Source organism: Amycolatopsis thermoflava N1165 (assembly GCF_000473265.1).
Classification (GTDB): Bacteria; Actinomycetota; Actinomycetes; order Mycobacteriales; family Pseudonocardiaceae; genus Amycolatopsis_E; species Amycolatopsis_E thermoflava.
The window spans coordinates 7,416,054-7,427,366 of record NZ_KI421511.1; the positions used below are offsets into that span (position 1 = coordinate 7,416,054).

The following is an 11,313-nucleotide window of genomic DNA, read 5'->3' on the forward strand; positions in this document are numbered from 1 at the left end:
GGAAACCCGTGCCCTACGACGACTTCCGCTCGTTCCTGGACACATTGGACGAACACGGGCAGCTGCTGCGGATCACCGAGGAGGTCGCGCCCGAACCCGACCTCGGCGCCGCCGCCAACGCCGCCCCGCGCCTCGGCGACAAGGCGCCCGCGCTGTACTTCGACAACGTCACCGGCTTCACCGACGCCCGGATCGCGCTCAACGTGCACGGCTCGTGGGCCAACCACGCGCTCGCGATGGGACTGCCGCCGCAGACCGGGATCAAGGACCAGGTCGCCGAGTTCATCCGGCGCTGGGAGGACTTCCCGGTGCCGCCCGAGCGGCGCGCGAACCCGCCGTGGGCGGAGAACGTGCTCGAAGGTGACGACGTCGACCTGTTCCGGGTGCTGCCGCTGTTCCGGCTCAACGACGGCGACGGCGGGTTCTACCTGGACAAGGCCGCGGTCGTGTCCCGCGACCCGGCGGACCCGGACCACTTCGGCAAGCAGAACGTCGGGGTGTACCGGATGCAGGTCAAGGGCCGCGCCAAGCTGGGGCTGCAGCCGGTGCCGATGCACGACATCGCGCTGCACCTGGCCAAGGCCGAGGAGAACGGCGAGGACCTGCCGGTCGCGATCGCGCTGGGCAACGAGCCGGTGATCTCGATCGTCGCGGCCACGCCGATGGCCTACGACCAGAGCGAGTACGAGATGGCCGGCGCCCTGCGCGGCGCCCCGGCCCCGATCGCGACCGCGCCGCTGACCGGGCTCGACGTGCCGTGGGGCTCGGAGGTGATCCTGGAAGGCGTCATCGAGGGCCGCAAGCGCGAGATCGAGGGGCCGTTCGGCGAGTTCACCGGCCACTACTCGGGCGGCCGGAACATGACCGTGGTGCGCGTCGACCGCATCCACCACCGGACGAACCCGGTGTTCGAGTCGCTGTACCTCGGCATGCCGTGGACCGAGATCGACTTCCTGATGGCGGCGAACACCTGCGTGCCGATCTACCAGCAGCTCAAGGAAGCGTTCCCGGAGGTGCAGGCGGTCAACGCCATGTACACGCACGGGCTGCTGGCGATCATCTCGACGAAGAAGCGCTACGGCGGGTTCGCGAAGGCCGTCGGGATGCGGGCGATGACCACGCCGCACGGGCTCGGGTACGTCAAGACGGTGATCATGGTCGACGAGGACGTCGACCCGTTCAACCTGCCGCAGGTGATGTGGGCGCTGTCCACCAAGGTCAACCCGGCCGGCGACCTGGTGAACATCCCGAACCTGCCGGTGCTGGAGCTGGATCCCGGCTCGCAGCCGGCCGGCATCACGAACAAGATGATCATCGACGCGACCACCCCGGTGGCGCCCGACGACCGCGGTCACTACAGCCAGCCGGTGCGCGACCTGCCCGAGGCCGCCGCCTGGCTGACCAAGTTGCAGGGAATGCTGGCGCGGTAAGGAGAATCCGATGTGCCCACGTTGTGAGTTCGAGGTCGTGGAGAAGCTGGCGGACTCGCCGGTCGCCGGGGTGTGGGAGGTGCTGCAGTGCCGGCGGTGCCTCTACACCTGGCGGACGACGGAGCCGCCGCGGCGCACGAGCCGGGAGCACTACCCGGAGGAGTTCCGGATGACCCAGGCGGACATCGACAACGCGCCCGAGGTGCCCGCCGTGCCGCCGCTGCGGGTGCGCTGATGGCGGACACGCTGATGTGGGAGGCGCGCGCGGTGCCCGGCGGGCGTGACGCGCTGGCGCGCTGGGTGGTCGAGAACGTGCCCGGGCCGGCCGACGTCTACCTCGGCGGGCAGGACCGGGTGGTGGTGATCGCGCGCGGCGCCGGGCGGCTGCCGGAGCCGCCGGCGGACCTGGTGGCGCGGCCGGTGGCGCAGTGGCCGTTCACGTTTCACCGGTCGGTGTAGCTGGCGATGCGCGAGCCCGCCCGGCTCGTTATGCCGACCGCGGACGAGGGCGGACCGGCCCGCCCGGAGGAGCCCGTCCCGCCACGAGCTCATGAATCTTGGTCGACAGTCCGCCACGGGGGCTGCCCAGCGCGTGGTCAGGCGGCTCGCTCCCGGGTTTCGTGTAGTTCGACGATGCCCCTGTGTGGCGGGGGATGTTGGTGGCGTGCTGATTCGCACGGGCGATGGCGGAGTCCACCGAGATCCCGCACCGATACCGGTAGATGATGCCCTCCACCATCGCCTAGGCCTGGTCGCGGGCAGCGGCGGGGTGGCAGCGTTTGAAGCCGATCAGCGTGCGGTAGCGCTCGCGGGCCGCGAACTGCGTCAGCGTCCACACTGCCGGCGTGCCGATCTCCGTGCACAGGTGCAGGACGCGGTCGTCGTCCGTCCAGACGCCCAGGTGCGCGCCGAACGGGTCCGCGGTCCGGTTGAACAGCGCCAGGTCCAGCGGCGCCGGCTCGGCCACCGGGCTGGTCGAGGCCGTGTCGTGCCACAGTTCCCGTGACCGCAGGTCCGGCGCGGCGAGCCCGAAGTGCCGGAGCACCGCGTAGGCGTAGACCTGGCAGTTCGCGCCCGCCGCCGGGTCGCCGGGTGAGCCGGGGATCCGGGAGCCGTCGTAGGGGACCGTGGTCAGCCACTCGGGCAGCCGGGTGAGCAGGGAGTTCACGAGATCATTCTGCTCGTCCGTGCCAACCCGCCGCGACTGTGCCAAGCTCGCCTCAGCAGGGGTCAGCGAGGACTTGGAGGGCGCACATGGAGCGGGTCGGCACCGGCGAGCACGTCGTTCTCGTGCTGCACGGGTGGTTCGGGTCGTCGAAGGCGTGGGAGGAGCTCACCCCGCACCTCGACGCCGACCGGTTCAGCTACTACTTCCCCGACTTCCGCGGCTACGGTACGCGCAAGGACGAGGCGGGCACGTACACCATCGCGGAGGCGGCCGGGGACGTGCTGCTGCTCGCCGACGAACTGGGCATCGACCGGTTCTCCCTCGTCGGGCACTCGATGGGCGGCAGCGTCATGCAGTACATCCTCGCCGAGGCGCCCGGCCGCGTCCGGTCGCTGTTCGGGATCTCCCCGGTGCCCGCGAGCGGGGTGCCGATGGACGCGGACACCTGGGGCCTGTTCAGCAGCGCCGCCGAGGACCCGTCGAGCCGCCGCGCGATCATCGACTTCACCACCGGCGGCCGCCACCCAGACTCGTGGCTCGACGGCATGGTCCTGCACTCGCTGGAGAACTCCGACAGGGCCGCGTTCGGCGCCTACCTGGAGGCCTGGGCGAAGACCGACTTCTCGGAGCGGATCGCGGGCAACGAGGTGCCGATCAAGGTCGTCGTCGGCGAGCACGACCCGGCTCTCAGCGAAGACGTCATGCTCGCGACGTTCGGGCAGTGGTACCCGAAGCTGGAGCTGGAGGTGCTGCCCGACGCCGGGCACTACGCGGCAGACGAGGTGCCGGTGACCGTGGCCAACATGATCGAGGTCTTCCTGGACGAGCACTGATGTCCGATGTGGACGTTTTCGACCCGAGGGTGTTCGCCCGCGGCGTGCCGCACGACGAGCTGCGCCGCCTGCGCGACACCGAACCGGTCGCGTGGCAAGAGGAACACGAGGTGCTGGACTGGCCGTCCGGTCCCGGCTACTGGGCGGTGACGCGGTACGCCGACGTGAAGCACGTGCTGCGCACGCCGGAGGTGTTCTCGTCCTGGCTCGGGGCGACGCAGATCCGCGACCCCGAGCCGGACGACCTCACGTTCATCCGGCGCATGATCCTCAACATGGACCCGCCGGAGCACAACCGGTTGCGCCGCATCGTGGCCGCGGTGTTCACGCGGCGGCGGCTGGAACGCTCGGCGGAGCAGATCGCCGAGCGGGCCCGCGCCCTCATCGGGGCGGTGGTGCCGCGCGGCCGGTGCGATCTGCCGGTCGAGGTGACCGACGACTTCCCACTGCTGAACCTGGCGGACCTGATCGGGGTGCCGCCACGGGACCGCGGGTTGCTGCTGAAGTGGACCAACCGCGTCATCGGCTACCAGGACCCGGAGCACGCCGAGGTCGTGCGCGGCCCGGACGGCAAACCGCTCAACCCGCGCTCGCCCGCGCTGCTGGCCGACATGTTCGACTACGCGCAGGAACTGGCCGAGGCGAAGCGGCGGGACCCGGCGGACGACCTGATGACGGCACTCGTCCAGGCCACTGTGGACGGAAGGTCGCTGGACGACGCCGAGTTGCGGATGTTCTTCTTCCTCATGGTGATCGCCGGGAACGACACGGTGCGCAGCGCGTTGCCCGGCGGGGTGCTGGCGCTGGTGCAGAACCCGGGCGAGTACCGGCGGTTGCGGGCCGATCCGTCGCTGCTGCCCTCGGCGGTGGAGGAGATGCTGCGGTGGCACCCGCCGGTGCTGACGTTCCGCCGCACGGCGGCTGTCGACACCGAGCTGGGCGGGCAGCGGATCGCCGCCGGGGACAAGGTCGTCGTGTACTTCGCGTCGGCGCACTACGACGAGCGGCAGTTCCCGGACCCGCACCGGTTCGACGTGTCGCGGACGCCGAACGACCACCTGGCGTTCGGACAGGGGCCGCACCTCTGCCTGGGCGCGCACTTCGGGCGGTTGCAGATGCGGGTGTTCTTCCGGGAGTTCCTGACGATGCTGCCGGAGGTGCGCCTGGACGGCGAGGTGCGGCGGTTGACGTCGAACTTCATCAACGGGGTGACGCATTTGCCGTTGGCTTGGTGATGGCGCTACGCGGGTTTTTCAGGCGCCGGGCTTCGCTTCGCTACGCCCGGATGAAAGAAGCCCCTTCCGAACCCGATCTCGAATTGTTCGGTTGCCGAGACACCGCGTCAAGGCGGGAAAGCGTGCCTTGACCCGGTGGCTCGGCAACCGATTTGGCTGGGGATCGGGTTGCGGGAGAGGAGTGGCTCGTGGGGTTGTTGCTTTTCGTTGCCGGCTTGCGGCTACGCAAACGAACGAACGGAAACCCCGGCCTCCACTAGCGCCGCCCGCACGCGGCGGCCGATCTCCACCGCGCCGGGGGTGTCCCCGTGCAGGCAGATCGACTGCGGCTCCACCTTCACCTCGGAGCCGTCGATCGCCGTGATCACGCCCTCGACAGCCATCCGCACGCACCGCCGCACCACCTCGTCGGCGTCGTGGATCACCGCGCCCGGCTCTCGGCGCGAGACCAGCGTTCCGGAGGGCGTGTAGGCCCGGTCGGCGAACGCTTCGCGCACCGGGCGCAACCCGGCCTTTTCCGCCTGCCGCAACCACTCCGAACCCGGCAACCCCAGCACCGGCAGCGACGGGTCGAACATCCGCACCGCCTCGACCACCGCCGCGGCCTGCTCCGCGTTCGAGACGATCGCGTTGTAGAGCGCGCCGTGCGGCTTCACGTACCCCACCCGGGTGCCTGCCGCCTTCGCGAACGCGTTCAGCGCGCCGATCTGGTACAGCACGTCGTTCGCCAGTTCGTCCGGCGGCACGTCCATGAACCGCCGCCCGAAACCGGCCAGGTCCCGGTACGCCACCTGCGCCCCGACAGTCACCCCCCGCGCGGCCGCGGAAGCCGTCACGCGCCGCAGCACGCTCGGGTCTCCCGCGTGGAAACCACACGCCACGTTCGCGCTCGAGACGATCTCCAGCAGCGCGTCGTCCTCGGTGAGGTGCCAGATCCCGAACCCCTCACCGAGATCCGCGTTCAGGTCCACCCCGGTCACTCGCCCTCCAGCTCACCTTCGGTCCGCAGGTACACCTCGCGCAACTGTCCCAGCAGCTCCGGGTCCGGCTCCGCCCACAGGCCGCGGTCGGCGGCCTCGGTGAGCCGCTCGATGATGCCGCGCAGCGCCCACGGGTTGGCCTTCGCGAGGAACTCCTGGTTCTGCTGGTCGAGGACATACGACTGGGACAGTTTCTCGTACATCCAGTCCTGCACGACCCCGGCGGTGGCGTCGAAGCCGAACAGGTAGTCCACAGTGGCCGCGAGCTCGAACGCGCCCTTGTAGCCGTGCTTGCGCATCGCCGCGATCCAGCGCGGGTTGACCACCCTGGCGCGGAACACGCGGGCCGTCTCCTCGGACAGCGACCGCGTCCGCACCGCGTCCGGACTCGTCGAATCGCCCACGTAGGACGCGGGAGCCGTGCCGGTCAGCGCGCGGGTGAACGCGATCATGCCGCCGTGGTACTGGAAGTAGTCGTCCGAGTCGGCGATGTCGTGCTCACGCGTGTCGGTGTTCTTGGCCGCCACCTCGATGCGCCGATACGCGCTCTCCATGTCCGGCCGCGCCTCGACGCCGTCCAGGCCCCGCCCGTAGGCGTACCCGCCCCACGTCGCGTACACCTCGGCCAGATCGGCGTCGTCCCGCCAGTTGCCCGAGTCCAGCAACGGCAGGATTCCCGCGCCGTACGCGCCCGGCTTGGAGCCGAAGATCCGCGTCGTCGCCCGGCGCTCGTCGCCGTGCGCGGCCAGGTCGGCCTGCACGTGCGCGCGCACGAAGTTGTCCGATGCGGGCTCGTCCAGCGACGCCGCCAGCCGCACCGCGTCGTCCAGCAGTGCCACCACGTGCGGGAACGCGTCCCGGAAGAACCCGCTGATCCGCACGGTCACGTCGATGCGCGGGCGGCCGAGTTCGGCGAGCGGGATCGGCTCCAGCCCGGTCACCCGGCGGGACGCGTCGTCCCACACCGGCTGCACCCCCAGCAACGCCAGCACCTCCGCCGCGTCGTCGCCGGAGGTGCGCATCGCCGAGGTGCCCCACACCGACAGGCCGACCGACTTCGGCCACTCGCCGGTGTCCTCGCGGTAGCGGCGCAGCAGCGACTCCGCGAGCGCCTGCCCGGTCTCCCACGCCAGGCGGCTCGGGATCGCCTTCGGGTCCACGGTGTAGAAGTTGCGCCCGGTCGGCAGCACGTTGACCAGCCCGCGCAGCGGCGAACCGCTCGGCCCGGCGGCGATGTACCCGCCGTCCAGGGCGTGCAGCACCGAGTCGATCTCCGCCGACGTCCCGGCCAGCCGCGGCACGATCTCGGTGGCCGCGAACGTCAGCACCCGCGCGACCTCGGGATCGGGAGCCACCTCCGCGACCGCCGACGGAGCCCAGTCCCGCTTCTCCATCGCCTCGACCAGCGCACGCGCCGACGCCTCGATCGCGTCCACTTCGGACGTCGGCGCGCCGTCGGTGAGCCCCAGCACGGACCGCAGGCCGGGCACCGCGCCGGCCTGACCGCCCCACATCTGCTGCGCCCGCAGCATCGCCAGCACCAGGTTCACCCGCGCCTCGCCGGCCGGCGCCGCGCCGAGGACGTGCAGCCCGTCGCGGATCTGCGCGTCCTTCACCTCGCACAGCCAGCCGTCGATGTGCAGCAGGAAGTCGTCGAACTCGGCGTCGTGCGGCCGTTCCGCCACGCCCAGGTCGTGGTCCAGCTTGGCGGCCTGGATCAACGTCCAGATCTGCTGGCGGATCGCGGGCAGCTTCGCCGGGTCCATCGCCGCGATGTTCGCGTGCTCGTCGAGCAGCTGCTCCAGCCGGGCCAGGTCGCCGTAGCTCTCCGCACGCGCCATCGGCGGGATCAGGTGGTCGACGATCGTGGCGTGCGCGCGCCGCTTCGCCTGCGCGCCCTCGCCCGGGTCGTTGATCAGGAACGGGTAGATCAGCGGCAGGTTTCCCAGCACCGCGTCCGGCCCGCAGGACGCGGACAGGCCGGCGTTCTTGCCCGGCAGCCACTCCAGCGACCCGTGCTTGCCCAGGTGGACCACCGCGTGCGCGCCGAACTCCTCCTCGATCCAGCGGTAACAGGCGAGGTAGTGGTGGCTCGGCGGCAGGTCCGGGTTGTGGTAGATCGCCACCGGGTTCTCGCCGAACCCGCGCGGCGGCTGGATCATCAGCACGACGTTGCCTGCCCGCAGCGAGGCCAGCACGATGTCACCGTCCGGATTGGACGATCGGTCGACGTAGAGGTCGCCCGGCGGCGGGCCCCAGTGCTCCTCGATCTCGGCACGCAGGTCCTCGGGCAGCGCGGCGAACCACTCGCGGTACCGCGCGGCCGGCACGCGGATCGGGTTGCCGGACAGCTGCTCCTCGGTCAGCCACTCCGGGTCCTGGCCGCCCGCGGCGATCAGGGCGTGGATGAGCGCGTCGCCGTCCGGCTGGTCGGTGCCGGTCGGCTCCACACCGGGGAACGGCTCGTCGCCCAGGTCGTAGCCCTGCGCGCGCATGCGGCGCAGCAGCTCGATCGCCGAGGCCGGGGTGTCCAGGCCCACCGCGTTGCCGACCCGCGAGTGCTTCGTCGGGTACGCCGACAGCATCAGCACGATCTTGCGCTGTTCCGGCGGGGTGTGCCGCAGGCGGGCGTGCGCGAGCGCGATGCCCGCGACCCGCGCGGCGCGCTCCGGGTCCGGCACGTAGTGCGGCAACCCGTCGTCGTCGATCTCCTTGAACGAGAACGGCACCGTGATCAGGCGGCCGTCGAACTCGGGCACCGCCATCTGGTTGCCCGCGTCCAGCGGGGACAGGCCGTCGTCGTTGTCCTCCCAGGTCGCGCGGTCGCTGGTCAGACACAGCGCCTGCAACGTCGGCACGTCCAGCGCGGCCAGCTCGGCGACGTCCCACGCCTCGTCGTCGCCACCGGCGCCCACCTCGGACGGCCGGGTGCCGCCCGCGGCGAGCACCGTGACCAGCAGCGCGTCGGCCTTGCGCAGTTCGGCCATCATCTCCGGCTCGCGCGAGCGCAGCGAAGCGCAGTAGATCGGCAGGGCCTGCCCGCCCGCGTCCTCGACCGCCTCGGCCAGCGCCTCGACGAACCGGGTGTTCCCGGACAGGTGGTGCGCGCGGTAGTAGAGGATCGCCACCACCGGGCCGTCGGTGCGGTGGGGCGTGCGCTCCAGCACACCCCACGCCGGCTGCTCGGCGGGCGGTTCGAAGCCGTCGCCGGTGAGCAGCAGCGTGTCGGAGAGGAACCGGTGCAGCTGGGTGAGGTTGTCCGGCCCGCCCTGCGCGAGGTAGGCGTGCGCCTCGGTGGCGATGCCTGCCGGCACGGTGGACAACGCCATCAGCTCGGCGTCCGGCGTCTGCTCGCCGCCCAGGACCACCACGTGCTTCCCGCTCGCCCGGACGGTGTCCAGGCCCTCCTGCCACGTCCGCGCGGATCCCAGGATGCGGACCACGACGACGTCGGCGTCCGCCAGCAGGCCGGGCAGCTCGGCCAGGTCGAGCCGGGCCGGGTTGGCCAGGGTGTAACCGGCCTCACTGGTCCGGGCGCTGAGCAGGTCGGTGTCCGAAGTGGACAGCAGCAGGATCACGCGGTTCCCTCCTAGGTCCCCCCAACACTGTCCGCTGGGCAGGCCCGGAGTCAAGCCGTCCGTTCGTCGCGGCCGAGGCGGGGGAAGGGTTGCGTGGAGAAGATCACCTCGACGGGCACCTCGAAGTACTCGGCGATGCGCAGCGCGAGGTACAGGCTCGGGCTGTATTCGCCGCGTTCGAGGTACCCGATCGTCTGGTAGTGCACCCCGACCGCCTCGGCCAGCTGCCGTCGCGAGATGCCGCGCTCGGCGCGCAGCATCGCGATGCGGTTGTAGATCGACTCACTCATCCCGGCATCCGCTGTAGTGCCTTCTCCCGCCGTGCGGCCACGGTCGACCCGGACTCGCGCCGCGCCATCCTACGCAGCACGATCGGCGCCAGTACCAGGCCCGCGACCGCCCACGCGCCGAGCACGCCGAGCGTCTCCCAGGTCCGCCACGACTGCCCGATCTCCACGGCCACCATGCTGTCCGGCAGGAAGGCCGAGCGCATGCCGAGGCCGAGCCAGTACAGCGGGAACACCTGCGCGATGCCCTGGATCCAGGACGGCAGCTCGCCGATCGGGTAGAAGATGCCCGACGTGCCGACCAGCGCCATCACCGGCAGCATGATCACGCCCATCGTGCGGGGGTTCTCGAACAGCGACCCGAACACCGCGCCGATCGGCAGCGTCGCGACCAGGCCGAGCACCAGCACCCAGGCCAGGGTCACCCAGGTCATGACGTCGATCTCCAGGCCGTCGAACATGAACAGTCCGGGCACGATCAGCAGCGCGATGCCGACGAGCGTCATGCCCGAGACCATCACGATCTTGCCGATCAGGTATCCGCTCATGCCGTTGGGCAGGGCCTTCGCGCGCAGCAGGGTGCCGTCCTCGCGCTCGACGGTGAGCTGCTGCATCGTGCTCATCATCGCGTTGAACCCCACGCTCGCGCCGATCAGGCTGGGCAGGGTCATCGAGCCGCGGGAGAACGTGGTGCCCGGGATGACCGAGCCTCTCATCAGGGTCATCACCACCAGGAACACCACGGTCGGGAAGAAGTACCCCCACAGGTCCTGGACTGTGGTGAAGCTCTGCCGCAGCTCGATCAGGCCGCGCTGGACCCCGGTGCGCACTGCCGTGGCGTTCATCGGGCGCCTCCCTCGAACTTGCGCAGCAGCGCCATGTAGGTGTCCTCCAGGCTCGCCCGGCGCACCTCCAGGTCCTCGATCTCCTCGCCGTACTGGGCGAACAGCTCGCGCACGTACTTCGTCGCGTCGGTGGTCGAGTGCACGTACCGCTGCCCGTCGCGGGACCAGCGGACCTCGGCGTCGGTGGACATCTCGCGGCTGAGCTGCTCGGCCGAGCCGTTCGCGATGATCGTGCCGCCGGCCAGGATGAGGATCCGGTCGGCGAGCTTCTCGGCCTCGTCCAGGTCGTGGGTGGTGAGCAGGATCGTGGTGTCCGACTCGTCGGCCAGGCGGTGCACCAGGTCGTGGAACTCGCGGCGCGCCTCCGGGTCGAACCCGGCGGTCGGCTCGTCCAGGAACAGCAGGTCGGGGCGGCCGACGATGCCGATCGCGACGTCCAGCCGCCGCCGCTGCCCGCCGGAGAGCCGGCTGACCCGCTTGTGCGCGTGCTGGGTGAGGCCGACGGTCTCGACCAGCTCGTCGACGTCCCACGGCCGCCGGTGGTCGACGTAGTACGAGCCGAGGTGGGCCAGCAGTTCCCGCACGCGCCACTTGCCGTGGTCCCGCCAGGACTGCAGCACGATGCCCAGCCGCGCGCGCCACGCCTCGGTGCCCCGGGCCGGGTCGACGCCGAGCACCCGCACGTCACCGGCCGAGCGCATCCGGAAGCCTTCCAGGATCTCGATGGTGGTCGTCTTGCCCGCGCCGTTCGGCCCGAGCAGCGCCAGCACCTCGCCCGGCGCGGCCTGGAAGGTCACGCCCTTGAGCACGTCGTTGGCGCCGTACCGCATGCGGAGGTCGCGGACGTCGAGCGCCGGCTGGTCCCGCGGCGGCTCCGGTGGTCTCGTCGCGACCTGGCTCATCGCTGTCATAGGTGTTCTCCCCAGTGCCACGCCTGTGCGATGAAATGTAGCAGAC

Annotated in this window: 11 protein-coding genes and 1 pseudogene; 5 read left to right on the top strand and 7 right to left on the bottom strand. The window is 71.0% G+C overall.

The window, feature by feature from the left end; translation table 11 throughout:
- The first annotated feature begins 8 nt into the window (after positions 1 to 8).
- The 3 genes from AMYTH_RS0136825 to AMYTH_RS0136835 are packed head-to-tail and all read left to right on the top strand — an operon-like array spanning position 9 to position 1,889.
- Entirely contained in the window at positions 9 to 1,430 is a 1,422-nt protein-coding gene (locus AMYTH_RS0136825) for a non-oxidative hydroxyarylic acid decarboxylases subunit C (RefSeq protein ID WP_027934416.1), read from the top strand.
- Positions 1,431 to 1,440: 10 nt separating this feature from the next.
- Entirely contained in the window at positions 1,441 to 1,665 is a 225-nt protein-coding gene (locus AMYTH_RS0136830; protein ID WP_026153429.1) for a non-oxidative hydroxyarylic acid decarboxylases subunit D, read from the top strand.
- Positions 1,665 to 1,889 (top strand): hypothetical protein, encoded by a 225-nt coding sequence (locus tag AMYTH_RS0136835; protein WP_017984429.1) that lies wholly within the window; start codon positions 1,665 to 1,667, stop codon positions 1,887 to 1,889. Before AMYTH_RS0136830 ends, AMYTH_RS0136835 begins: the two co-directional genes overlap by 1 nt.
- 91 nt (positions 1,890 to 1,980) lie before the next feature.
- Here the strand turns inward: AMYTH_RS0136835 and AMYTH_RS50635 are convergent.
- A pseudogene (locus AMYTH_RS50635) lies at positions 1,981 to 2,079 on the bottom strand (IS5/IS1182 family transposase); the annotation flags it as partial.
- Positions 2,080 to 2,172: 93 nt separating this feature from the next.
- A complete protein-coding gene (locus AMYTH_RS0136840) occupies positions 2,173 to 2,598 on the bottom strand; it encodes a hypothetical protein (RefSeq protein WP_027934417.1) in 426 nt (141 codons plus the stop codon).
- Between the two features lie 86 nt (positions 2,599 to 2,684).
- Between AMYTH_RS0136840 and AMYTH_RS0136845 the strand changes: the two genes are divergently transcribed.
- A complete protein-coding gene (locus AMYTH_RS0136845) occupies positions 2,685 to 3,431 on the top strand; it encodes an alpha/beta fold hydrolase (RefSeq protein WP_027934418.1) in 747 nt (248 codons plus the stop codon).
- Complete coding sequence (locus tag AMYTH_RS0136850) at positions 3,431 to 4,666, top strand: cytochrome P450 (RefSeq protein ID WP_027934419.1); 1,236 nt, start codon at positions 3,431 to 3,433, stop codon at positions 4,664 to 4,666. The genes AMYTH_RS0136845 and AMYTH_RS0136850 overlap by 1 nt, the downstream gene beginning before the upstream one ends.
- 221 nt (positions 4,667 to 4,887) lie before the next feature.
- Here AMYTH_RS0136850 and AMYTH_RS0136855 read toward each other — a convergent pair whose 3' ends face one another.
- The 5 genes from AMYTH_RS0136855 to AMYTH_RS0136875 are packed head-to-tail and all read right to left on the bottom strand — an operon-like array spanning position 4,888 to position 11,258.
- Entirely contained in the window at positions 4,888 to 5,646 is a 759-nt protein-coding gene (locus AMYTH_RS0136855) for a LamB/YcsF family protein (RefSeq protein WP_027934420.1), read from the bottom strand.
- Positions 5,643 to 9,224 (bottom strand): cobaltochelatase subunit CobN, encoded by a 3,582-nt coding sequence (cobN, locus tag AMYTH_RS0136860; RefSeq protein WP_027934421.1) that lies wholly within the window; start codon positions 9,222 to 9,224, stop codon positions 5,643 to 5,645. The genes AMYTH_RS0136855 and cobN overlap by 4 nt, the downstream gene beginning before the upstream one ends.
- 50 nt (positions 9,225 to 9,274) lie before the next feature.
- Entirely contained in the window at positions 9,275 to 9,514 is a 240-nt protein-coding gene (locus AMYTH_RS0136865; RefSeq protein WP_027934422.1) for a helix-turn-helix transcriptional regulator, read from the bottom strand.
- Positions 9,511 to 10,356: an ABC transporter permease gene (locus AMYTH_RS0136870; protein WP_027934423.1), complete on the bottom strand. Its 846-nt coding sequence runs from the start codon at positions 10,354 to 10,356 to the stop codon at positions 9,511 to 9,513. The genes AMYTH_RS0136865 and AMYTH_RS0136870 overlap by 4 nt, the downstream gene beginning before the upstream one ends.
- Entirely contained in the window at positions 10,353 to 11,258 is a 906-nt protein-coding gene (locus AMYTH_RS0136875) for an ABC transporter ATP-binding protein (protein ID WP_027934424.1), read from the bottom strand. The genes AMYTH_RS0136870 and AMYTH_RS0136875 overlap by 4 nt, the downstream gene beginning before the upstream one ends.
- Positions 11,259 to 11,313: the final 55 nt, after the last annotated feature.

What these genes read in the sequence shown, in the direction of transcription:
- AMYTH_RS0136830 (WP_026153429.1), top strand. Translation starts at nt 1,441, where the DNA reads ATGTGCCCACGTTGTGAGTTCGAGGTCGTGGAGAAGCTGGCGGACTCG.
- AMYTH_RS0136835 (WP_017984429.1), top strand. Translation starts at nt 1,665, where the DNA reads ATGGCGGACACGCTGATGTGGGAGGCGCGCGCGGTGCCCGGCGGGCGT.
- AMYTH_RS0136845 (WP_027934418.1), top strand. Translation starts at nt 2,685, where the DNA reads ATGGAGCGGGTCGGCACCGGCGAGCACGTCGTTCTCGTGCTGCACGGG.
- AMYTH_RS0136850 (WP_027934419.1), top strand. Translation starts at nt 3,431, where the DNA reads ATGTCCGATGTGGACGTTTTCGACCCGAGGGTGTTCGCCCGCGGCGTG.
- AMYTH_RS0136865 (WP_027934422.1), bottom strand. Translation starts at nt 9,514, where the DNA reads ATGAGTGAGTCGATCTACAACCGCATCGCGATGCTGCGCGCCGAGCGC.
- AMYTH_RS0136870 (WP_027934423.1), bottom strand. Translation starts at nt 10,356, where the DNA reads ATGAACGCCACGGCAGTGCGCACCGGGGTCCAGCGCGGCCTGATCGAG.
- AMYTH_RS0136875 (WP_027934424.1), bottom strand. Translation starts at nt 11,258, where the DNA reads ATGAGCCAGGTCGCGACGAGACCACCGGAGCCGCCGCGGGACCAGCCG.